Source organism: Streptomyces adustus, assembly GCF_009377175.1.
Taxonomy (GTDB): Bacteria; Actinomycetota; Actinomycetes; order Streptomycetales; family Streptomycetaceae; genus Streptomyces; species Streptomyces adustus.
This window is the reverse complement of record NZ_VJZD01000117.1, coordinates 1-20,328: the sequence shown is the minus strand read 5'-3', so window position 1 is coordinate 20,328 and position 20,328 is coordinate 1. Positions and strand designations below refer to the sequence as shown.

20 protein-coding genes and 1 pseudogene are annotated in these 20,328 nt (G+C 72.7%); 9 read left to right on the top strand and 12 right to left on the bottom strand.

The window, feature by feature from the left end; genetic code table 11:
• Positions 1-41 precede the first annotated feature (41 nt).
• From FNH09_RS25895 to FNH09_RS25885, 3 genes and pseudogenes are all read right to left on the bottom strand, one after another.
• A complete protein-coding gene (locus tag FNH09_RS25895; protein ID WP_152892086.1) occupies positions 42-932 on the bottom strand; it encodes a coiled-coil domain-containing protein in 891 nt (296 codons plus the stop codon).
• A 216-nt stretch (positions 933-1,148) separates the two neighbouring features.
• A pseudogene (locus tag FNH09_RS25890) lies at positions 1,149-2,298 on the bottom strand (SUKH-4 family immunity protein); the annotation flags it as partial.
• Complete coding sequence (locus tag FNH09_RS25885) at positions 2,232-3,092, bottom strand: NAD(P)H-binding protein (RefSeq protein ID WP_162469096.1); 861 nt, start codon at positions 3,090-3,092, stop codon at positions 2,232-2,234. The pseudogene FNH09_RS25890 and the gene FNH09_RS25885, both read right to left, overlap by 67 nt.
• 86 nt (positions 3,093-3,178) lie before the next feature.
• On the opposite strand from FNH09_RS25885, the gene FNH09_RS25880 reads away from it, so the two are divergent.
• Both FNH09_RS25880 and FNH09_RS25875 read left to right on the top strand, forming a co-directional pair.
• Positions 3,179-3,982 carry a helix-turn-helix domain-containing protein gene (locus FNH09_RS25880; protein ID WP_162469095.1) on the top strand — a complete coding sequence of 268 codons (804 nt, stop codon included), beginning with the start codon at positions 3,179-3,181 and terminating at the stop codon, positions 3,980-3,982.
• A gap of 232 nt (positions 3,983-4,214) precedes the next feature.
• On the top strand, positions 4,215-4,967 hold the full coding sequence (locus tag FNH09_RS25875) for a chitosanase (RefSeq protein WP_152892102.1): 753 nt from the start codon (positions 4,215-4,217) through the stop codon (positions 4,965-4,967).
• Positions 4,968-5,040: 73 nt separating this feature from the next.
• On the opposite strand, the gene FNH09_RS25870 is transcribed toward FNH09_RS25875, so the two are convergent.
• From FNH09_RS25870 to FNH09_RS25845, 6 genes are all read right to left on the bottom strand, one after another.
• Complete coding sequence (locus FNH09_RS25870) at positions 5,041-6,420, bottom strand: 8-oxoguanine deaminase (RefSeq protein WP_152892079.1); 1,380 nt, start codon at positions 6,418-6,420, stop codon at positions 5,041-5,043.
• Between the two features lie 117 nt (positions 6,421-6,537).
• Entirely contained in the window at positions 6,538-7,485 is a 948-nt protein-coding gene (gene pucL / locus FNH09_RS25865; RefSeq protein ID WP_152892077.1) for a factor-independent urate hydroxylase, read from the bottom strand.
• A gap of 6 nt (positions 7,486-7,491) precedes the next feature.
• Positions 7,492-7,890, bottom strand: coding sequence for a hydroxyisourate hydrolase (gene uraH, locus FNH09_RS25860; RefSeq protein WP_152892074.1), 399 nt, complete (start codon positions 7,888-7,890; stop codon positions 7,492-7,494).
• On the bottom strand, positions 7,887-8,405 hold the full coding sequence (gene uraD / locus FNH09_RS25855) for a 2-oxo-4-hydroxy-4-carboxy-5-ureidoimidazoline decarboxylase (protein WP_162469094.1): 519 nt from the start codon (positions 8,403-8,405) through the stop codon (positions 7,887-7,889). Before uraD ends, uraH begins: the two co-directional genes overlap by 4 nt.
• Positions 8,406-8,598: 193 nt before the next feature.
• The gene (locus FNH09_RS25850; protein WP_152892072.1) at positions 8,599-8,967 is read right to left on the bottom strand and encodes a helix-turn-helix domain-containing protein; all 369 of its coding nucleotides are present in this window, start codon (positions 8,965-8,967) and stop codon (positions 8,599-8,601) included.
• Positions 8,964-9,215: a hypothetical protein gene (locus tag FNH09_RS25845; RefSeq protein ID WP_162469093.1), complete on the bottom strand. Its 252-nt coding sequence runs from the start codon at positions 9,213-9,215 to the stop codon at positions 8,964-8,966. The genes FNH09_RS25850 and FNH09_RS25845 overlap by 4 nt, the downstream gene beginning before the upstream one ends.
• A gap of 162 nt (positions 9,216-9,377) precedes the next feature.
• On the opposite strand from FNH09_RS25845, the gene FNH09_RS25840 reads away from it, so the two are divergent.
• The 4 genes from FNH09_RS25840 (at position 9,378) to FNH09_RS25825 (ending at position 12,340) form a co-directional block, all read left to right on the top strand.
• The gene (locus tag FNH09_RS25840; RefSeq protein ID WP_152892070.1) at positions 9,378-10,238 is read left to right on the top strand and encodes a TIM barrel protein; all 861 of its coding nucleotides are present in this window, start codon (positions 9,378-9,380) and stop codon (positions 10,236-10,238) included.
• Positions 10,239-10,285: 47 nt separating this feature from the next.
• The gene (locus tag FNH09_RS25835) at positions 10,286-11,203 is read left to right on the top strand and encodes a 2-hydroxy-3-oxopropionate reductase (RefSeq protein ID WP_152892068.1); all 918 of its coding nucleotides are present in this window, start codon (positions 10,286-10,288) and stop codon (positions 11,201-11,203) included.
• Positions 11,204-11,354: 151 nt separating this feature from the next.
• Positions 11,355-11,597: a hypothetical protein gene (locus FNH09_RS25830; protein WP_152892066.1), complete on the top strand. Its 243-nt coding sequence runs from the start codon at positions 11,355-11,357 to the stop codon at positions 11,595-11,597.
• The gene (locus FNH09_RS25825) at positions 11,537-12,340 is read left to right on the top strand and encodes a TIGR04222 domain-containing membrane protein (RefSeq protein ID WP_338017683.1); all 804 of its coding nucleotides are present in this window, start codon (positions 11,537-11,539) and stop codon (positions 12,338-12,340) included. The genes FNH09_RS25830 and FNH09_RS25825 overlap by 61 nt, the downstream gene beginning before the upstream one ends.
• Positions 12,341-12,353: 13 nt before the next feature.
• On the opposite strand, the gene gcl is transcribed toward FNH09_RS25825, so the two are convergent.
• Positions 12,354-14,138, bottom strand: coding sequence for a glyoxylate carboligase (gcl, locus tag FNH09_RS25820; protein WP_152892064.1), 1,785 nt, complete (start codon positions 14,136-14,138; stop codon positions 12,354-12,356).
• Between the two features lie 213 nt (positions 14,139-14,351).
• Between gcl and FNH09_RS25815 the strand changes: the two genes are divergently transcribed.
• Positions 14,352-15,014, top strand: coding sequence for a hypothetical protein (locus FNH09_RS25815; RefSeq protein WP_152892062.1), 663 nt, complete (start codon positions 14,352-14,354; stop codon positions 15,012-15,014).
• A gap of 77 nt (positions 15,015-15,091) precedes the next feature.
• Here FNH09_RS25815 and FNH09_RS25810 read toward each other — a convergent pair whose 3' ends face one another.
• Positions 15,092-16,711, bottom strand: a complete 1,620-nt coding sequence (locus FNH09_RS25810; protein WP_162469092.1) for an AMP-binding protein — start codon at positions 16,709-16,711, stop codon at positions 15,092-15,094.
• Positions 16,708-18,378, bottom strand: a complete 1,671-nt coding sequence (locus FNH09_RS25805; protein WP_152892060.1) for an AMP-binding protein — start codon at positions 18,376-18,378, stop codon at positions 16,708-16,710. Before FNH09_RS25805 ends, FNH09_RS25810 begins: the two co-directional genes overlap by 4 nt.
• Positions 18,379-18,503: 125 nt before the next feature.
• Here FNH09_RS25805 and FNH09_RS25800 point away from each other — a divergent pair, with 125 nt between their 5' ends.
• Positions 18,504-19,370, top strand: coding sequence for a helix-turn-helix transcriptional regulator (locus tag FNH09_RS25800; RefSeq protein ID WP_152892058.1), 867 nt, complete (start codon positions 18,504-18,506; stop codon positions 19,368-19,370).
• 155 nt (positions 19,371-19,525) lie between these two features.
• Positions 19,526-20,328: AAA family ATPase (locus tag FNH09_RS25795; RefSeq protein WP_152892056.1), on the top strand; the 803-nt coding region annotated here is incomplete at its 3' end.

Here is a 20,328-nt window from a genome sequence, read left to right as displayed (position 1 = left end):
GAGCGCGGGCTCCCCCACCTGCGCCCGGCCCGTCCGGGCGTCTACTCCACCGGTGCCGCCCGGCCCGTCAGGGCGCTGAGACGGCTGCGCACATGGTCCATGTGGGCCTGTACGTCGTCCCACTGCTCCCCGTGCTCGCGCAGCACCTGCTCCGTGTCCCGGCCGATCCGCTCCGCCTGTGCCCGGGCCCGGGCCAGCAGTCCGGCCGCCTGCGCCTGCGCCTCCTCCTGCTGACGGCTCGCCGACCGCTCGGCGTCGGCGAACGCCCGCCTCGCCTCGGCCAGGGCCGCCTCGGCGCGCGCGACCAGAGCGGCCTGGTGCGCGTCGAACTCGTCCGCGCGCGCGACCGCCGCGCCCTCCTCCTGCGCCGACCGCTCGGCCTGCTCCTTCGCCTGTCCGGCACGCATCGCGGCGGTGCGCGTACGCGCCTCCCGCAGCGCCGACAGGACCTCGCCGCGGGACCGCTTCACCTCGCGCCGGGTGGCGATCCGGATCCCGTCGGCCTCGGCGCGTGCCGCCAGCAGCCGCTGCCCGGCGGACTCCGCCGCCCGCGCACCCACCTCGTCCGCGTGCTCCCGCGCCGCCCGACGCACCTCCAGGGCGCGGGCCTCGGCCTGCGCGACCTGCTCCCCCGCCTGCTCACGCGCGTGCTCCCGGACCGCCGCCGCCTCTTCCCGCGCGAGCCGCAACAGCGACTGCGCGCGTTCCCCGAGCGCCTCGTACGTCTGCGGAGCGAGCCGCGCGACCCTCTCGCGCAACCCGGCCGCCTGCGCCTCCATCTCCTTGGCGAGCACGGTGAGCCGGGCGGCGCGCTCCCAGGCGGCGTCGCGGTCGCGGGAGAGCGCGGCGGCCTGCGTGTCGACCTGTTCGGGACGGTAGCCGCGCCGTCGCACGGTCACGAACCCGTACGGCGACTGCGATGCGCTGCTCATCCTGGGAGCCCCTCTCCACCCTGCACACACGAAACGACGATTGCGCGCACATACTGATGGATCAGACATAAGCGTTCATAACGCGACACTCCGCGAGTGCGTCACGGCCGCGAACACGACCGGGGCAATCACAGCCGGCACAGGCAAAAAGAGGGGCGGCCCCGGTCCACCGACCGGGGCCACCCCCTTCCACGCTTCACCCGACGTCCGCCCCCGTCAGAGCAGCCCGTCCCACATCTGCTCCAGCAGCACCGACCACCAGCTCTCCGGCGAACCCAGCGCCGCCGGGTCCAGCGAGGCCAGCTGGGTCTGGAAATCGACCGTCCAGCGGCCCGCCTGCTCCTGGTTCAGACCGAACCGCAGCCGCCACATCCGGCCGAGCAGCGCCAGACAGCGCGCGAACTCCGGCAGACCCGTGTTGACGAACTGCGGCGGCACCGAACCGCCGCCCGGCCCCGCCTCCACCGGCACCGCGACGATGTTCGCCGTGCCGTACTGCACACAGATCGCCTTGCCGAAGTCGCTGCCCATCACCAGGTACGAGCCCGCGTCGGGCGCCGGCCGCACCCCGCGCTCCTGCGCCAGCTCCGCCAGGGTCGGCACCGGGCGCCCCGGCTGGGCCTGCGCCCAGAAGAAAGGGCCCATGTCCGCCGGCAGACCCGCCACCACCAGCGTGTGCGCCACGACCGGCGGCACGCCCTGACGGGACACCGCGGCCTGCTCGAACCGGAACACGCCCGGCCCGAACGCCGCCGCCAGCTCCTGCGCGATGCCCTCCGGCGGGATCGGCGGCGCGGGCTGCACCGGCGGCAACGGCGCACGCACCGGCGCCGGACGCGCCGGGCCGTCCGCGACCTGGTGCAACTCGCCCTGGTGCGCCAGCAGTTGCTGCATGCCCTGCTGCCGGCTCGCGTGATCCGTGCCGTACGGCGCGATGCTCGCGATCCGCGCCTGCGGCCACTGCTCGCGGATCATCCGCGCGCAGTACGCGCCCGGCAGCTCGCACGACTCCAGCTCGGTGTGCAGCTCGAGCACCTGCCCCGGCGGCACGTTCATGCCGCGCAGCTCGTGGAAGATCTGCCACTCCGGGTGCGGGGTGCCCGGCGCCGAACGCCGGATCAGCTGCTGCTCGGAACCGTCGTGCGCGCGGTAGCGCAGCACGGCCTGATAGCCGGGACCGACCGTCGGCTGGGCGCCGGGCGGCGGCATCGGCGGACCCGACGGCGCCGCACCGTGCGGTACGGCGCCGGGCGGGACCGGGCCGGGCCGGGCCCTGTCTCCCAGCCGTACTGCCAGGCCCTACCCCCCGGTGAACGCCTGCCGGTGTTCCTCGGCCCACTGGCGGTAGTCGCGGGCCCGGCGGCCCAGCAGTTCGGGCACGTCGTCCGTGACGACCGCGTTGCCGCCCCTGCGGACGAAGGCGAAGGCGGTCAGGAACCCTTCCGCGGCCTCCTCGCCGACCCCCCAGCCCCGCACATGCGCGCGGACCTGCTCCGGCGAGAGCTCACCGACGCCGACCGGAAGGCCGAGGACCTCGGCGAGCACGGCGGCCTGGCCGGGCACGGAGATCGTCTCGGGGCCGGTCAGGGTGTACGTCCGCCCGGTGTGGCCCTCCTCGACCAGGACCCGCACCGCCACTTCCGACACATCACGCGGGTCGACCACCCCCTGTAGACCGTCACCGGTCAGGTTCGGCACCTGCTTGCCCGCCCTGATCTCCCCCGCCCAGCTCAGCGTGTTGGAGGCGAAGGCCGAGGGCCGCAGGAGCGTCCAGTCGGCCCCGCTGTCCACCACGGCCCGCTCGCCCACCACATGGTGCCGTCCGGCGGGTCCGACCTCGGGGTCGCCGGTGGCGATCGCCGAGAGCTTCACCAGCCGCCGCACCCCCGCCGCCCGCGCCGCCGCCACCAGGTCCTGGTCGTGCTCGGCGTCCGGGCCGGGCACCCCCACCAGGAACGCGGCCGTCACCCCGGACATCGCGGCCGCCAGTGAGCCGTGATCGCGGTAGTCCCCGCGCACCGGCTCCACTCCGGGAGCCGGCCCGACCTTCGCCGGGTCCCGGCTCAGCGCCCGCACCTTCTCGCCGCGCGCCGCGAGCCGTCGTACGACTTCACCGCCGATGGTGCCGGTGGCACCCGTCACAAGAATCATGGTGTCCACGGTGCGGACCGGCGGCCCGGCGCGGCTAGGAGATTCCGGCACGGCCGGCCCGCCCGTCCGGCCGCCGACGCGCCTACCGTGGAAGGGTGTCCCATGCCCTTGCCGAACAGTCCCTGACCGTCCCCGGCGCGTTGCGCCCCTGGATCACCGACATCGTGGCCGTGTCCGTCGCCGGCGCGTTGCCCGAGGCGTTCACGCATGTGCCGGAGACCGCGACGCACCTGGTCGTACGGGCCGAGGGCGACGCCCGCCGCGACACGCTGGTCGTCGGACCGCGCACCCGGGCCTCGTACCACGTGGACGCCGACAAGCGGGTCACGTCGTGTGTGCGGCTGCGCCTGGCGCCGGGCGCGGCCCGCGCGTTGCTCGGCGTGCCGGCCCGGGATCTGGTGGGACGGGTCGCGCCGCTGGGCGGACTGCCGACGCCGACGGCGCGTCGGCTGGCCGGTGTGCTGGGCGACCCGGAGACCGGGGAGCTGGTCCCGCGACTGGCGGAGGTGCTGCGCGGCCGCCTGGCGCCGCATGTGGATCCCTCGCGCGACAGGGTGCTGCGGGCCGCCGTGGACGCCCTGTCGACCCGCCGGGACCGCCTCCCCGCCCACGTGCGGGACGTCGCGCGCGACCTCGCCGTCAGCGAACGCCAGTTGCGCAACCTCTTCGCCGACGGCGTCGGTGTCTCCCCCAAGCACTTCGCCCGCATCCACCGCCTGCGCCATGTCCTGGCCCACGCGGCCACCGCTCCCTGGGCGCAGCTCGCCTCCGACAGCGGGTACTACGACCAGTCGCATCTGACCGCCGACTTCCGCACCCTGATGGGTGTCCCGCCCACGGCGTTCTTCACCGGCCGGCTCCCCGAGGCACGGCCCTGCCAGGCCGTCCGCGGACTCTGAGACCGGCCCGGCCGCTGTCCGGCGGTGGGGCGGGGACAGCCGCCGGGAACCACCGTGAATCCGACTGTTCATATGTTCTTAGACTTGCGGTGTTTTCCTACGGCCGTCCCCACGCGTTCCCCAGTCGGTGCGCACCCGACCGCCCTTCACAGCGACCCACTTTGGAGACGACGTGCCGATCTTCCGCAGAACCGCCGCCCGCCGCACGCTGCTCGCCGCTCTCGGCACGGCGATGGTGACCGCCGGCTGGGCCTCGGCCGAGGCGGGCGCCTCGCCGAGAGGGCTCGACGACCCGGCGAAGAAGGACCTCGCCATGCGGCTGGTGTCCAGCGCGGAGAACTCGTCCCTGGACTGGGAGGCGCAGTACGGGTACATCGAGGACATCGGCGACGGCCGCGGCTACACCGGTGGTGTCATCGGCTTCTGTTCCGGGACCGGCGACATGCTCGCCCTGGTGGAGCTGTACACCGAGCGGGTCCCGGACAACGTCCTGGCCGGCTACCTGCCCGCGCTGCGCGCGGTGAACGGCAGCGGTTCCCACACCGGCCTGGACCCCGGCTTCCCCGCCGCCTGGCGCACGGCGGCCGGGACGTCCGCGTTCCGCAGGGCCCAGCGCGACGAGCGGGACCGCGGCTACTTCGACCCGGCGGTGGCCCGCGCGAAGCGGGACTGCCTCGGCACGCTCGGCCAGTTCGTCTACTACGACGCCATGGTCATGCACGGCCCCGGCACGGACGCCCTCAGCTTCGGCGGCATCCGCGAGCGGGCCCGGCAGCACGCGGTGACCCCCGCGGACGGCGGCGACGAGACGACGTATCTGAACGCCTTTCTCGACGCCCGGGTCCGGGCGATGAAGCAGGAGGCCGCCCACAGCGAGGTCAGCCGGGTCGAGACGGCCCAGCGCGTGTTCCTCCGCGAGGGCAATCTCGGGCTCGCCACACCGCTCAAGTGGAAGGTGTACGGGGACAGTTACGAGATCGACTGAGTCGGCCGTCGGCGCGGACGAGGGGTGCGGCGACTGCCGTGCCCCTCGTCCGCGCGACGCCGGGCGGCCCGGCTCAGCCCTGGGCCGTGATCCGCGCGAGACGCTGGGCCTCGGTCCGGGTGGAACGGGCGATCGCGTCCTCGTCGACGGTCAGGAGCCGTCCGTCCGCCACGATCTGACGGCCATTCACGAACGACGCGGTGACCGGGGCCGCGGCTCCGAACACGAGCGCGGTCACCGGGTCGGCGATGGAGGCGTGGGCGATCGTGTCGAGCTTCCACAGCACCAGGTCGGCCAGCTTGCCCGGCTCCAGCGAACCCGTCTCGGCCGCCCGGCCCAGGACCCGGGCACCCCCGTAGGTGCCCAGGCGCAGCGCCTGACGGGCGTTCAGGGCGGCCTCGCGATGGGCTCCGAGCCGGTTGATGAGCAGCGCGTTGCGCAGTTCGGTGTGGAGCTCGCCGGACTCGTTCGACGCGGTGCCGTCGACGCCGAGACCGACCGGAACACCGGCCGCGAGCATGTCGGGGACCCGGGCGATACCGGCCGCCAGGCGGGCGTTGGAGGACGGGCAGTGCGCGACACCCGTCCCGGTACGGGCGAAGGCGGCGATGTCGGAGTCGTTCATGTGGACGCAGTGCGCCATCCACACGTCCTCGCCGAGCCAGCCGGTGGACTCGAAGTAGTCGGTCGGGCCCATGCCGAACAGCTCGTGGCAGAACTTCTCCTCCTCGACCGTCTCCGAGCCGTGGGTGTGCAGGCGCACGCCCTTGGCGCGGGCCAGTTCGGCGCCCTGGCGCATGAGTTCGGTGGAGACGGAGAAGGGGGAGCAGGGCGCCACGGCCACCTGCGTCATGGCGTCGAAGGAGGCGTCGTGGTGCTCGTCGACGGTCCGTGCGGTGGCGGCGAGCGCGTCGTCGAGGGTCTCGACGGCGAAGTCCGGGGGCAGTCCGCCGTCCTTCTCGCTGCGGTCCATGGAGCCGCGGGCGAGGGTGAACCGGACGCCCGTCTCGCGAGCGGCCCTGATGATGGCGCCGGACAGGTCGCCGGATCCCTCGGGGTAGACGTAGTGGTGGTCCATGGCGGTGGTGACGCCGCCGCGGGCCATCACCGCGAGCGAGCCCTGGGCCGCCGCGTACGCCATGCTCTCGTCGATGCGCGCCCAGGTCGGGTACAGCGCGACGAGCCAGTTGAAGAGGTTGTGGTCCGTCGCCAGGCCGCGGGTGATCCACTGGTAGAAGTGATGGTGGGTGTTGATCAGCCCGGGGGTGACCAGGTGGCCGGTGGCGTCGATGCGGCGCACGACGTCCTCCAGGCCCTCCGGGGCGCGGCCCCCGCCGACCGCCTCGATGCGGTTGCCGGCGATGATCACGTGTCCCGAGGCGTGTTCCGTGTCGCCGGCGTCCACGGTCGCGATCGCGCAGTTGTCGATGACGATGCGCTGGGCTGCTGCCATGGTTCGTCCTTTTCGCTCTGGGGAGGGCACGGCAGGACCCTAGGCCCTGTCGTCCAGGAGATCCCGGTGCCACGGACCGGGACCGACGCCGGGAAGCGCCGGGGACACCCGGGTGGGTCAGAGGTTGGTGAGGTCCACCGGTATGCGCGACTCGCAGCCGTCGCGCAGCACGGTGGCCTCGATCAGGCCGTACGGGCGGTCGGCCGCGAAGTAGACCTCGTTGTCGTTCTTGAGGCCGAACGGTGCCAGGTCGACGAGGAAGTGGTGCTGGTTGGGGAGCGAGAAGCGGACCTCGTCGATCTCGGCGCGGTTGTCGATGATCCGCGCGCCCATCCGGTAGAGGGTCTGCTGGAGCGAGTACGAGTACGTCTCCGCGAAGGCCTGGAGCAGATGCCTGCGGACCTCCGCGTACGACGTCTCCCAGGAGGGCATGGGGTCCGCGTCGTCGCTCCAGCCGAACCGCCAGCGGGCGGCGACCCGGGTGGCCAGGATGCGGTCGTGGGCCTCCGGCAGCGTCGTGTACTTGTCCTTGACGTACCCCCAGAACTCCGAGTTCGTCGAGTTCATGACGGTGAGGTCCTTCAGCCCCGAGACGACCTCCCACGACGAGCCGTCGTAGGTGATCTGGGCGAGGCGGGTCTCCCGGCCCTGGCGCACGAAGGAGTGCCGGGGCCGGTCGGCGCCGCCGGACCCGGGGCCGGCGTCGGAGGTCTCGATCCGGTCCCAGGCGTACTCCTCGATCCGGATGCGGGCCGTCCTGATCGCCTCCTGGCTGGTCACGAAGTGCCGGGCCAGATGGATGCCGAACTGCTCGGCGGACTCGATGCCGTGCTCCTTGGCGAACGCGTACACCGTGTTCTTGGTGGTGTCGGTCGGCAGGACGTTGGCGTTCGAGCCGGAGTAGTGGACCTCGTCCATGTCGCCGGAGAGCGCGACGGAGACGTTCAGGTCCTTGATGTGGTGGGTGGCGCCGTCCCGCGTGACCTTCACGACGCGGGTCTCGGCCTTGCCGTACTGGTTCTGACCCAGCATCACCGGGCGGCCGGGACGGGAATCTTCTGTCATCTGGCCCTAGCTCCCTCGGTAAACGGAGTAGCCGAACGGGTTCAGCAGCAGCGGTACGTGGTAGTGCTCGCCGGGCTGCACGGCGAAGGTGATCGCCACCTCGGGGAAGAACGCACCGCCGTCCCGGTGCGCGGGGGCGTCCTGTCGCGCATCGGCACGCCGGTCCGCGGTCCCCTCGAAGTACGGCTCCACGGCGAAGTCGAGCCGTACGTGGGTCGTTCCCTCCGGGAGGGCCGGCAGGTCCTTGCACCGCCCGTCGGCGTCGGTCGCGGAGCCGCCGAGCGCCTGCCAGTCGGCGGCGCGCCCACTGCGGGCGGCGAGCAGGACGGCGACGCCCTCGGCGGGGCGGCCGATGCTGGTGTCCAGGATGTGCGTGGACACCGAGGCGGTGGTGCCGGTACTCATGCCGGGTCGGTCCCTTCGGCGAGGCGGGCCAGTCGGATGCGGTTGATCCTGCCCAGTTCGGTGCGGACGATCTCCCGCTCCGGCTCCGGCGGGTTGCCGAGCCGCTGCCGGAGCGCGTCGCGCATCTGCTCGCCGGTGCGTCCGGTCGCGCAGATCAGGAAGACATGACCGAACCTGTCCTGGTAGGCCAGGTTGAGTTCGAGCATCTCCGCCTTGAGTTCCTCGGCGGCGTCGGCCATGCCGCGCTGCTCCCGGGCCGAGGTCGGATCGCCGGGCGCGGGGCGGCCGATCGGCGGGTGCGCGGCCAGGGCCTCCGTCAGGTCGGCCGCGGTCAGTGCGGCCATGGCGGTGTCGTTGGCGGCGTAGAGGTCCTCGGCGGTGGCGTAGGGGCGGGCGGCGAGCAGCCGTCCGGCCCATGCGGTGGAGGCGCACACCTCGTGCAGGGCGGCCAGGGCCTCGTGTTCCCCGAGGACGTTGAACCGGGCCAGACCCGGGGACGCGGAAGTCGAAGTCACGGGAGCCTCCGTAGCCGGATGCGGCCTGCTCGGCCGGACACGGTCCTCGTGCGGTGCGGACTGCCGTCAGCTAACGCCCTCCGCGAGACAGCGTCAACACTTTGTTGAAAATTCTGTGTGACAACACCGGACGGCAGCGCCGGGCGGTGGCGCCGGGCGGTGGCGCCGGGCGGTGGCGATCCCGGCCGGGACTTCAGCCCTGCTTCTCGCGATTCAGGTAGTTGTAGACGGTGAAGCGGCTCACGCCGAGCGCGCCCGCCACGGTCTCCACGCCGTGCCGCACGGAGAAGGCGCCGCGCGCCTCCAGCGTCCGTACGACCTCCTGCTTGGCCTTGCGGTCCAGGTCGGCCAGCGGCTTGCCCATCCTGCGCTCCATGGCGGCCAGGATGTGGTCGAGGGAGTCGGCGAGCTGGGGCAGTCGCACGGCGACGGCGTCGGCGCCCTCCCAGGAGAGCACCACGTCGTCGGGGCCGGCCTCGTCGGGCGGGAGTATCTCGCCGCCGATGGCGTCGACCAGCGGTTTCACGGCCGCGATGAACGCCCCCTCCTCGGCCGCGGTCATCCTTCACCCTCCCCGACCACGTTGACCTGGAGCGAGATCCGGGTGGCGCCGGCCGCCAGGGTTCTGCGCAGCACGGCGTCCACGGCCGTGAGCACCGCGTCGGCACCGCCTTCCGCCGTGTTGCCGAACGGGCCGACGTCGACGGCGTCCAGCGCGGCACCCTCGACGACCTCGCGGGCCACCAGCGCGTGCGCGGGAGCCTCCTCCAGGTCGAAGGGCTCGGTCGTGAACTCCACTCTCAATCGCACGCGCTCAACCTAACGCGCGGCACCCGCTTTGACCGACCCCCTCTTGACATGCAATGAGGACCGACGGCAGTCTTTCATGGAGCAGAAATAAACTTCCACTATACGGAATTACACGGACCGCGCGGAATCAGACACCCATCGCGAGCGGGAGGGCCGAGCCTCATGCCGGGTCAGGACGCGCACACGGCCGCGGAGCAGCGCTTCAGCGTCAATCTGTCGATCCTGTTCACGGAGCTCCCGCTCCTGGAGCGTCCCGCGGCCGCCGCCGCGGCCGGTTTCAGCGCGGTCGAGCTGTGGTGGCCGTGGGCCGACTCCCCCACCCCCGGGCAGTCCGAGCTCGACGCCCTGGGCGAGGCGATCGAGGGCGCGGGCGTCCGGCTGACGGGCCTGAACTTCTACGCCGGGCTGCTCCCCGGCCCGGACCGCGGCGCGCTGTCGGTCCCCGGTGCGCAGTCGGAGCGGTTCCGCGCCAACGTCGAGGTGGCGGCGGACCTCGCCGGGGCGCTGGGCTGCGGGGCGCTCAACGCCCTGTACGGCAACCGCGTCGACGGCGTGGCCGCGGCCGAGCAGGACGCGCTGGCGCTGGAGAACCTGGCGCTCGCGGCCGCCGCGGCCGACCGGATCGGGGCGGTCCTGCTGGTCGAGACCCTCAACCGGACGGAATCTCCCCGCTATCCGCTGGTGAGCGCGCAGGCCGCCGTCGACGTCGTCGACCAGGTCAACCGGGTCACCGGCCTCGACAACGCGCGGTTCCTGATGGACCTCTACCACCTGTCCATGAACGGCGAGGACCTGCCGCGGGCGATCGAGCGGTACACGCCGGTCACCGGCCATGTGCAGATCGCCGACAACCCCGGCCGGGGCGCGCCGGGCACCGGCCGCCTCCCGCTCGACGACCTGCTCCAGCGGCTGCGGAAGGCCGGTTACGAGGGCTGGATCGGCCTGGAGTACCAGCCGGGCGGCCGCCCGAGCGCCGAGGCCTTCGGCTGGCTGCCGCCCGGGGCCCTGGGGCCTGTCTGCTGAACAGCCCGCCGAACAGCCCGCCGAGCAGTCAGAGAGGAACTCGCGCCATGAGCAGCAGCCCCGCAGACTCCGCCCGCAAGGACCGCCCCTCCATCGCATGGATCGGCCTGGGCATCATGGGCTCCCCGATGTCCGAGAACCTGATCAAGGCGGGTTACGACGTCACCGGCTTCACCCTGGAACAGGACAAGCTGGACCGACTGACCGCCGCCGGCGGCACCGCGGTCGGCTCGATCGCCGAGGCCGTCCGCGACGCCGACGTGATCATCACGATGGTGCCCGCGTCCCCCCAGGTCGAGGCCGTCGCGTACGGGCCCGAAGGCATCCTGGAGAACGCCCGGCCCGGCGCCCTGCTGATCGACATGTCGTCGATCACCCCGGGAACCTCGGTAGAGCTGGCGCGGGCGGCGGCCGCCCGGGGCATCCGGGTGCTGGACGCCCCGGTGTCCGGCGGCGAGGCGGGTGCCGTCGAGGCCGTGCTGTCCATCATGGTCGGCGGCGAGCAGGCCGACTTCGACGCGGCCCGGCCGGTCTTCGAGGCGCTGGGCAGGACCGTCGTCCGCTGCGGCCCGCACGGCTCCGGGCAGACCGTGAAGGCCGCCAATCAGCTGATCGTCGCCGTGAACATCCAGGCGTGCGCCGAGGCCGTGGTGTTCCTGGAGAAGTCCGGCGTGGACCTGACGGCGGCGCTGGACGTCCTCGCCGGCGGGCTGGCCGGCTCCACCGTGCTGGCCCGCAAGAGGGACAACTTCCTCGGCCGCGACTTCAGGCCGGGCTTCCGCATCGACCTGCACCACAAGGACATGGGGATCGTCACGGACGCGGCCCGCGCGGTCGGGGCCGCCCTGCCCGTCGGCGCCGTGGTCGCCCAGCTGGTCGCCAGCCTGCGCGCCCAGGGCGACGGCGGCCTGGACCACTCGGCCCTGCTGCGCACCGTCGAGCGCCTCTCCGGGTCACGGGTCTGACGCACCCGGGACTCCGTGCGGTGCCGACGCCGCCGCGGTCCCGGCCACCCGGCCCGCCGCGCGGCCGCGTACGGCATACCGGGAACCTCGTACCGCGTCCGGCGGAGGTTCCCGGAGTGCGGATCCGTCCCGCCCACAGCAGCCTGAAGGCATGACGTATCCACCGACGGAGTTCCCGCACATCGTGGTGCACGCACCGGCCCTGGACGGCTCCCGGCGGGTCACCACGGGCGACCAGACCCTCGGCATCGCCAGCCATCTGGACGATGTCGTCGAGATCCTGCGCATGGCCGACCTGGACCGGATCGAGGTCGAGGAGAGCGATCTCATCGAGTGGCAGGGCGGCGGCCCGGACGACTGGCCCGGCCTTTCGGAGCACGAGCCACAGCCCTGACGACGCATCGGGTCGACGCGTACGACCGCGGGCGTACCCGGGCTACGCAATCCTCAAATCATCCTCTGAAGACGGCCACCGAGGCTTCAACCGGCCCCGCGGGCGGGCACATTCTTCTCACGCGGGGCCTGCCGGCACGGGGGCGGCGGGCCCCGCGACGGGGGTGGGCCATGGACAGTGCCGCGCCGAGCCGGCTGGAACCGCACGCGATCGCCCTGCTGCGGGGCGGTCCCCGCGCCGCCGTCACGGTGGCCGTGCTGTCGCTGCATCTGCGCGGTGCCGTCGGGGCCGGCCGGGTGGGCACGATGCGCACCACCGGCCCGGCCGCGGACCGGTCCCTGCCGCCGCTCACCAAGGCGGTGCACGCCGCTCTCTACCGGCCCGCGGGGCTACGGCAGTTGCTGGACCGGCAGGCGGTGCGCCGAGCGCTCACCGGGCTGCGGGACGAACTCAGGGCCGCCGGTCTGCTCCGTACGTTCCCGCCCGGCCGCACCCGCGCCGGCCGCCGCACCCTGAAGTCCCTGCGCGCACGGCACCCGTTGCCCGGCCACGGTCCCGGGCTGCCGCTGGAGGACCAGCTGCTCGCGGTCGCCCTGTACGGCGACCGGGCGCTGACCGCGGTCGCTCCTCGCTTCACCCGGGAGGCGGGGCTGACCGGCCGGGGCGGGACGACCGAGCGGGACCTGCGGCAGTCCTGGGGCAGCGGCGGCGGGGGCGACATCACCGGCTGCGGAACGGCGTAGGCCGTTCGCCCGTTCAGACCTTCAGCGTCCGGATCGAGGTCGGCGCGTGGCCGGGCTCGGTCGCGATCTCCTCGAACTCGACGACTTCACCGATGTCGTTGGTCGTCGACATCGCGATGTTCGTGACGCGCTCCACGATCACCTCGACGACGACGGGCACCCGGTGCTCCGCGGCGAGCTTACGGGCCTGTTCGAAAGCGGCGCCCAGTCCGCCCGGCTCGGTGACCCGGATCGCCTTGCAGCCGAGCCCCTCGGCGACCCTCACATGGTCGACGCCGTAGCCGCCGAGTTCGGGCGCGTTGATGTTCTCGAACTCCAGATTGACCTGGAAGTCGATGTCGAAGGCTCGCTGCGCCTGCCGGATCAGGCCCAGGTAGGCGTTGTTCACCAGGACGTGCACATAGGGGATGCGGTGCTGTGCGCCGACGGCCAGTTCCTCGATCAGGAACTGGAAGTCGTAGTCCCCGGACAGGGCGACCACGGACGCCTCCGGGTCGGCCCTGGCCACGCCGAGCGCGGCCGGGACGGTCCAGCCGAGCGGGCCCGCCTGCCCGCAGTTGATCCAGTGGCGGGGCCGGTGGACGTGCAGCAGCTGCGCGCCCGCGATCTGCGCGAGGCCGATGGCGGAGACGTACCGGGTCTCGGGGCCGAAGACCTTGTTCATCTCCTCGTAGACGCGCTGCGGCTTGATCGGGATGTCGTCGAAGTGGGTACGTCGTTGCAGCCGTGCCCGCTTCTCCTGGGTGGCGGCGGCCCAGCCGGAGCGGTCGGGCAGCCGGCCGGCCGCCTTCAGCTCCCGTGCGACCTCGACGAGCAGGCGCAGGGCGGCCCCGGCGTCGGAGGTGATGCCGTGGTCGGGGGCGAAGATCCGGCCGATCTGGGTGGGCTCGATGTCGATGTGGACGAACGTCCGGCCGGCCGTGTAGACGTCGAGCCTGCCGGTGTGGCGGTTGGCCCAGCGGTTGCCGATGCCGAGGACGAAGTCGGACTCCAGGAAGGTCGCGTTGCCGTGGCGGTGCGAGGTCTGGAGGCCGACCATGCCGGCGTTCAGTTCGTGGTCGTCGGGCAGGACGCCCCAGCCCATCAGGGTCGGCACCACCGGGGTACCGGTCAACTCGGCGAACTCGACCAGGAGTTCGGCGGCGTCGGCGTTGACGACCCCGCCGCCCGCCACGATCAGCGGCCGCTCGGACGCGTTGAGCAGTCCCATCGCCTTCTCGATCTGGGCGCGGGTCGCGGCCGGCTTGTACGCCGGGAGCGGCGCGTAGGTCTCCGGGTCGAACTCGATCTCGGTGAGCTGCACGTCGACGGGGAGGTCGACGAGGACCGGGCCGGGGCGGCCGGACCGCATGAGGTGGAAGGCCTGCTGGAAGACGCCGGGGACCTGGGCCGCCTCCAGGACGGTGACCGCCGTCTTGGTCACGGGCCCGGCGATGGAGGCGATGTCGACGGCCTGGAAGTCCTCCTTGTGGAGCACGGAGGTGGGGGCCTGCCCGGTGACGCACAGGATCGGGATCGAGTCGGCGAGAGCGGAGTAGAGCCCGGTGATCATGTCCGTGCCCGCCGGACCCGAGGTTCCGACGCAGACGCCGATGTTGCCGGGACGGGCGCGGGTGTAGCCCTCGGCCATGTGGGAGGCGCCCTCCACATGGCGGGCGAGGGTGTGACTGATGCCCCCGGCGGCCTTCAGCGCCGCGTAGAAGGGGTTGATCGCGGCGCCGGGGACACCGAACGCGTCGGTGACGCCCTCGCGCTTGAGGATCTCGACTGCCGCACGGGCAGCGGTCATACGGGCCATGGAGTACTCCTGCCTCGACTGTCGGATTCGCTCTCCCGTCGTGCCCCGCGCGCTTCCGTCGCGCCGAAATGCTTCCGCATTACGGAATATAACTTCTACTATCTGGAATTAATGTAGACGGGTGGGGCGAAGGCGGTCAAGGGACGGACAGGCGGGGCCCTCCTGGAGGACGATGGGGCGCTGTCCCCCTGTGATGCCGTCCTGGAGCGGGCCATGTCCGAGAGCGTGCCGGTGCGTTGCCCGGCCTGTCGGCGCGAACACCTCTACGCCTCGCCGTCGTATCCGTGCGCGTGCGGCGCGCCGGTGGCCCCGCCGCTGGACCCGCGCGGCACGCCCAGGGCGCTGGCCCACCGGGTCTGGGAGGAGCAGTGGGTCACCGTGCGGTGCGCGGCCTGCGGCCGCCGGGGCCAGTGGCCGGCGCCGGAGCTGGGCTGCGCGTGCGGCACGGTGCTGCGCCTGCCGGTCGCGGCCGCCCCCACGACCGGCGTGGCGCGCCCCGCGTTCCGGCCCGCGCCCATCCGCAGCGCGGTGGACGCGGTCACGGCCGCCGCCCGCTATCTGAACGGGCTCGGCTACCGGGACATCCGCCGGGGCGAGCGGCGGCCTCCGGCCGGGATCGCGCTGTCCGGCCACGGTCTCGTCGCCCAGGTGGACCCGACGGCGCGCCCGGCGCGCTTACGGGACGTGGAGTGCCTGTGGCTGACGGCCATGGCGGAGTCCTCGTCCTGCGCCTACTTCTCGCTCGCGGGGTACGCCGAGGACGCCCGCGGCCGGGCCGACGTCCTGCTCGTCCCCCTCTTCGTCCTCGACCTGCTGGGCACACCGCGGCCGGTGAACGGCCCCGCGGACCGGCTGGACGCGTCGGGGGCGCCCTGACCTTCCGGCCGGGCGCCCGCCGCCACCGGCCGCGGGACGCGGGACACGGGACACGGGACGCCTGGAAGACCCCGCGTCTAGGAGGCCGCCCCCTCCGTCCACTTCTCCCGCAGTTCGATCTTGCGTACCTTCCCGGACACCGTCATCGGGAAGCCCGCCAGGATCTGGAGCCTGCTGGGGATCTTGTAGTGCGCGAGCTGCTGCGCGCAGAAGGCGCGCAGCTCCTCCAGGGTGAGCGGGTCGGCGGGGTCGCTCGGGATGACGCAGGCGAGTACCTCCTCGCCGTACCGTTCGTGCGGCACGCCGACGACCTGCACGTCCTGGATCTTGGGGTGGGCGTAGAGGAACTCCTCGATCTCCCGCGGGTACACGTTCTCGCCGCCCCGGATGATCATGTCCTTGATACGGCCGACGATCTCGACGTACCCGTCCTCGCGCATCATCGCCAGGTCGCCGGTGTGCATCCAGCGTCCCGCGTCGACAGCCTCGGCGGTCCTCTCCGGCTCGTCCCAGTAGCCGAGCATCACGCTGTAGCCGCGGGTGCACAGTTCGCCCGCGGTGCCGCGCGGCACGGTCACCCCGGTCGCCGGGTCGACGACCTTGACCTCGATGTGCGGCAGGACCCGGCCGACGGTCCCGGTGCGGTGTTCGAGGTCGTCGTCCCGGCGGGTCTGGAGCGAGACCGGGGAGGTCTCGGTCATGCCGTAGCAGATGGAGACCTCCGCCATGTGCATCTCGGCCACCACGCGCTTCATCACCTCGACCGGGCAGGGCGAGCCCGCCATGATGCCGGTCCGCAGCGACGACAGGTCGTACGACGCGAAGTCGGGGAGGTTCAGCTCCGCGATGAACATGGTGGGGACGCCGTAGAGCGAGGTGCACCGCTCCTGCTCGACGGCCCGCAGGGTCGCCGCCGGGTCGAACGACGGGGCGGGGAGCACCATGCACGCGCCGTGCGAGGTGGCGGCCAGATTGGCCATCACCATGCCGAAGCAGTGGTAGAGCGGGACGGGGATGCAGATCCGGTCCTGCTCCGTGTAGCCGACCGTACGGCCCACCCAGTAGCCGTTGTTGAGGATGTTGTGGTGCGAGAGGGTGGCGCCCTTCGGGAAGCCGGTGGTGCCCGAGGTGTACTGGATGTTGACCGGGTCGTCGCAGCTCAGCTCCGCCTGCGCCGCGGCGACCCGCTCCCGCGGGATCCGCTCGGCGGAGGCCGTGAGGACGTCCCACGACGGGTCGCCGATGTAGACGACGTCCCGCAACTCGGGGCACTTGTGCCGGACTTGGTCGACCAGCGCCCGGTAGTCGCTCCCCTTGTGGGCGAGGGAGGCGACCAGCAGCGAGATGCCGGCCTGCTTCAGCACGTACTCCAACTCGTGCGCGCGATAGGCGGGGTTGATGTTCACCATGATCACGCCGAGGCGGGCGGTGGCGTACTGGACGAACACCCACTCGGGGCAGTTGACCGCCCAGATGCCCACCCGGTCGCCCTTGGCGATGCCGTGGGCGAGCAGTCCGCGGGCCACCTCGTCGACGGCGGCGCCGAACTCGGCGTAGGTCCAGCGCCGTCCGGACGGCACGTCGACCAGTGCCTCGCGGTCGGGGTGGGCCGCGATCGTCCGGTCGAGGTCGGCCCCGATCGTGGCGCCGAGCAGGGGGACCTCGCCGGTCCCGTGGGCGTAGGAAAGTGCGGTCACCGGAAGTCCTCCTCGCGGTACTCGGCGTCCGAGCCGGCGGCCGTGGCCTCGCGCAGCTCGATCCGGCGGATCTTGCCGGAGACCGTCTTGGGCAGGCCGCCGAACTCCAGGCGGCGGATGCGCTTGTAGGGCGCGAGGACCTCGCGCGAGTGCTCGAAGAGCACCTTCGCGGTGTCGGGGCCCGGCTCCCAGCCCTCGGCGAGGACGACGTACGCCTTGGGCACGGCCAGGCGCACCGCGTCCGGCGCGGGCACGACGGCCGCCTCGGCCACCGCCTCGTGCTCCAGCAGGGCGCTCTCCAGCTCGAAGGGGCTGATCTTGTAGTCGGAGGCCTTGAACACGTCGTCCGCGCGTCCCACGTAGGTGATGTAGCCGTCCGCGTCCCGGGCGCCGATGTCGCCGGTGCGGTAGTAGCCGCCCGCCATGGCCTCCGCGGTGCGGTCCGGGGCGCCGTGGTAGCCGGTCATCAGGCCGACCGGCCGCGCCGACAGGTCGAGCGCGATCTCGCCCTCGGCGACCCCGGGCGCGCCGGACACCGGGTCGAGCAGTTCGACGCGGTAGCCGGGGCACGGGCGGCCCATGGAGCCGGTCTTCAGCGGCTGTCCGGGGCTGTTGGCGACCTGCACCGCGGTCTCCGTCTGGCCGAAGCCGTCCCGGATAGTCACTCCCCAGGCCCGCCGGATCTGCTCGATGACCTCGGGGTTGAGCGGCTCGCCGGCCGCGACGACCTCGCGCGGCGGGGTGCGCAGCTGGGTCAGGTCGGCCTGGATGAGCATCCGCCAGACGGTGGGCGGGGCGCAGAACGTCGTCACGGCGGCCCGGTCCATCTCCGCCATCAGCCGGGCCGCGTCGAAGCGGGTGTAGTTGTGGATGAAGACGGTCGCCTCGGCGTTCCACGGCGCGAACAGGTTCGACCAGGCGTGCTTGGCCCAGCCGGGTGAGGAGATGTTCAGGTGCACGTCGCCGGGCTTGAGCCCGATCCAGTACATGGTGGCCAGATGCCCGATCGGGTACGAGGTGTGGGTGTGCTCGACGAGCTTGGGGCGGGCGGTGGTGCCCGAGGTGAAGTAGAGCATCAGCGGGTCGTCGGCCAGGGTCGGGCCGTCCGGGGCGAAGCCGGCGTCCGCGCCGTACAGGTCCTCGTAGGGCAGCCAGCCGAGGGGGGCGCCGCCGACGGCGATCCGGGTGTAGGGGCCGGGCACCTCGTCGAACTTGGCGGTGTCCTCGGCCCGCGCGACCACATGCCGGACCCGTCCGCGCTCGACGCGGTCGCGCAGGTCGGCGGGGCCGAGCAGCGGGGTGGCCGGGATGACGACGGCGCGCAGCTTCATGGCGGCCAGGGCCGTCACCCACAGCTCGGCCTGGTTGCCGAGCATGACGAGGATCCGGTCCTCGGCGCGCACCCCCTGCCCGCGCAGCCAGTTCGCGGCCTGGTCGGAGCGCAGGGACAGCTCGGCGAAGGACAGCCGGGTCTCGGAGCCGTCCTCCTCGACGATGTGCAGCGCGGTGCGGTCGTTGCCGTGCGCGATCGCGTCGAACCAGTCGAGCGCCCAGTTGAAGTGGGGCGGGCGCGGCCAGGCGAAGCCCTCGTAGGCGGTGGCGTAGTCCTCGCGGTGTTCCAGCAGGAAGTCCCGCGCGCTGCGGAAGAGCTCCGTCGCCGTCGTCATTTGTCCTCCTCGGTGCCGGACCATTGCCGGGCGGCTCTCCGTCATCGTGTAATCCGTGATGCAGGTCTCACTACCCCCGAACGGGGGTGTGTGCAGCAAGGGAGCCACGAAAGAGGGGCGAGGACATGGCGGCGGACGCGGCCGGGGCGACGGAGATCCGCGGCGCGCTGGCACGGCTGCGCCGTACGACCGGGCTGCCGGTGGCCTTCGGCGGTCTGGTCGACGCCGGGCGGCAGCAGGTGCGGATCAGCGAACTGAGCGGCAACGCGACTCCGGCGCTGCGCGCGCTCGCGGTGAGCGCGGGCAACGGGCTGGGCGGCAAGGCGGTGGCGCTGGCCCGCGCGTGCGCGGTGACGGACTACTCCTCCTCGCGGCAGATCAGCCACGAGTACGACTCCGCGGTGGCCGCCGAGGGGCTGCGCTCGGTGCTGGCGGTGCCGGTGGTGGTACGGCGCCGGGTGCGCGGTGTGCTGTACGGCGCGCTGCGCACTGCCCAGCCGCTGGGCGACCGCACGCTGAGCGCGGCGGTCGAGGCGGCGCGGGACGTGGAGCAGGCGCTGGTGGTGCGGGAGGAGGCGGACCACCTGCTGTCGGCGGCCCGGCCGGCCGCGGCCGCGGACCTGGGTGCCGTGGCCGCCTGGGAGCAGATGCGGGAGGCGCACGCGGCGCTGCGCGCGCTGGTGCCGCGGATCACGGATCCGGTGCTGCGTGCCGAGCTGCTGGCGGCGTGCGGGCTGCTGGCACCGGCGCCCGCGGCGGGCGTCCCGGGGGGTACCCGGGGCGGTGCGGGTGGCTCGGCGCGGCTGACGCCCCGGGAGGTGGACGTGCTGGTGTGGGTGGCGGCCGGGGCGACGAACGCGGTGGCCGCGCGGCGGCTGGGACTACGCTCGGAGACGGTGAAGGGTTACCTCAGGTCGGCGATGCGCAAGCTGGGCGCGCACACCCGGGGGGAGGCGGTGGCGGCGGCCCGCCGGACGGGGGTGCTGCCCTAATGGATCATGGTCTGTCGACACCACCAAGAGATAGTAAAATCGTCGGGTTTCGGACAAAATGATGTCGTTTCATTCATGTGTCCGAGTTGTGAATTTCTCTATGCAACGCCATTTGTTATATCCCTCACCACTCAGTCCGTCCGAATTTCAAAGGGATGTTGCCTAGAATTTGGTACGGACACGACACACGGAGGGGAGGGGTAACCGTGCGACGGGACTTCCAGGAGCCTGCCCGATGCCGCCCCGACCTGGTCATCGGCAGGGAAGACCTGTTCACGGCAGCCCGTGAGCAGCTCGGTCGCTCCGGCAGCGTGCTCCTGCACGGCCCTGCCGGAATAGGGAAATCGACCGTGCTCCAGGCATTGGCCACGGAATACTCGCAGGTGGCCCACACCGTCTTGCGCTGCTCCGCGACCGAGTCAGAATCTCATCTTCCGTTTCTCGCCCTCGCCGATCTCCTCGGGCTCGCTCTCGACCAGGTGTCGGACAAGCTTCCCGCCGCCCAGCGCACCGCCCTGGAGTCGGCGATCACCGGCCGCGGGGAGTCCACCCTCCAGCGTGACGGCCTCGCACTGCGCCTCGCCGTGCTCTCGGCGCTGCGCGCCCTCGCCGCCGACGGCCCCCTCCTGATCGTCGCCGACGACCTCCAGTGGCTGGATTCGGCCAGTGTCGAACTGCTCGGCTTCGCCGCCCGCCGCCTCGGCGACGCCCCCGTTCAGATGCTCTGCGCGGTGCGGACCGAGGGCCAGGAGTACGACCGCCATCTACGCGCGTCTCCGCCCGACACGGTCGCCCTGCGCCTCAACCCGCTCTCCCGTGCCCAGGTCTCCGCGCTGCTCGACGACCGCGGCTACACCGACCTGCCCCGCTCCACCGTCCGCGAGATCCACCGCACCAGCGGCGGCAACCCGCTGTTCGCGCTCGAACTGGGCCGGGCCCTCGGCGAGAACCCCACCCC

Bases quoted from the DNA above. Each gene is read 5' to 3' on its own strand.
- FNH09_RS25895 (WP_152892086.1), bottom strand. From the start codon at position 932: ATGAGCAGCGCATCGCAGTCGCCGTACGGGTTCGTGACCGTGCGACGG.
- FNH09_RS25875 (WP_152892102.1), top strand. From the start codon at position 4,215: ATGGTGACCGCCGGCTGGGCCTCGGCCGAGGCGGGCGCCTCGCCGAGA.
- FNH09_RS25870 (WP_152892079.1), bottom strand. From the start codon at position 6,420: ATGGCAGCAGCCCAGCGCATCGTCATCGACAACTGCGCGATCGCGACC.
- pucL (WP_152892077.1), bottom strand. From the start codon at position 7,485: ATGACAGAAGATTCCCGTCCCGGCCGCCCGGTGATGCTGGGTCAGAAC.
- uraH (WP_152892074.1), bottom strand. From the start codon at position 7,890: ATGAGTACCGGCACCACCGCCTCGGTGTCCACGCACATCCTGGACACC.
- FNH09_RS25850 (WP_152892072.1), bottom strand. From the start codon at position 8,967: ATGACCGCGGCCGAGGAGGGGGCGTTCATCGCGGCCGTGAAACCGCTG.
- FNH09_RS25840 (WP_152892070.1), top strand. From the start codon at position 9,378: ATGCCGGGTCAGGACGCGCACACGGCCGCGGAGCAGCGCTTCAGCGTC.
- FNH09_RS25835 (WP_152892068.1), top strand. From the start codon at position 10,286: ATGAGCAGCAGCCCCGCAGACTCCGCCCGCAAGGACCGCCCCTCCATC.
- FNH09_RS25830 (WP_152892066.1), top strand. From the start codon at position 11,355: ATGACGTATCCACCGACGGAGTTCCCGCACATCGTGGTGCACGCACCG.
- gcl (WP_152892064.1), bottom strand. From the start codon at position 14,138: ATGGCCCGTATGACCGCTGCCCGTGCGGCAGTCGAGATCCTCAAGCGC.
- FNH09_RS25815 (WP_152892062.1), top strand. From the start codon at position 14,352: ATGTCCGAGAGCGTGCCGGTGCGTTGCCCGGCCTGTCGGCGCGAACAC.
- FNH09_RS25805 (WP_152892060.1), bottom strand. From the start codon at position 18,378: ATGACGACGGCGACGGAGCTCTTCCGCAGCGCGCGGGACTTCCTGCTG.
- FNH09_RS25800 (WP_152892058.1), top strand. From the start codon at position 18,504: ATGGCGGCGGACGCGGCCGGGGCGACGGAGATCCGCGGCGCGCTGGCA.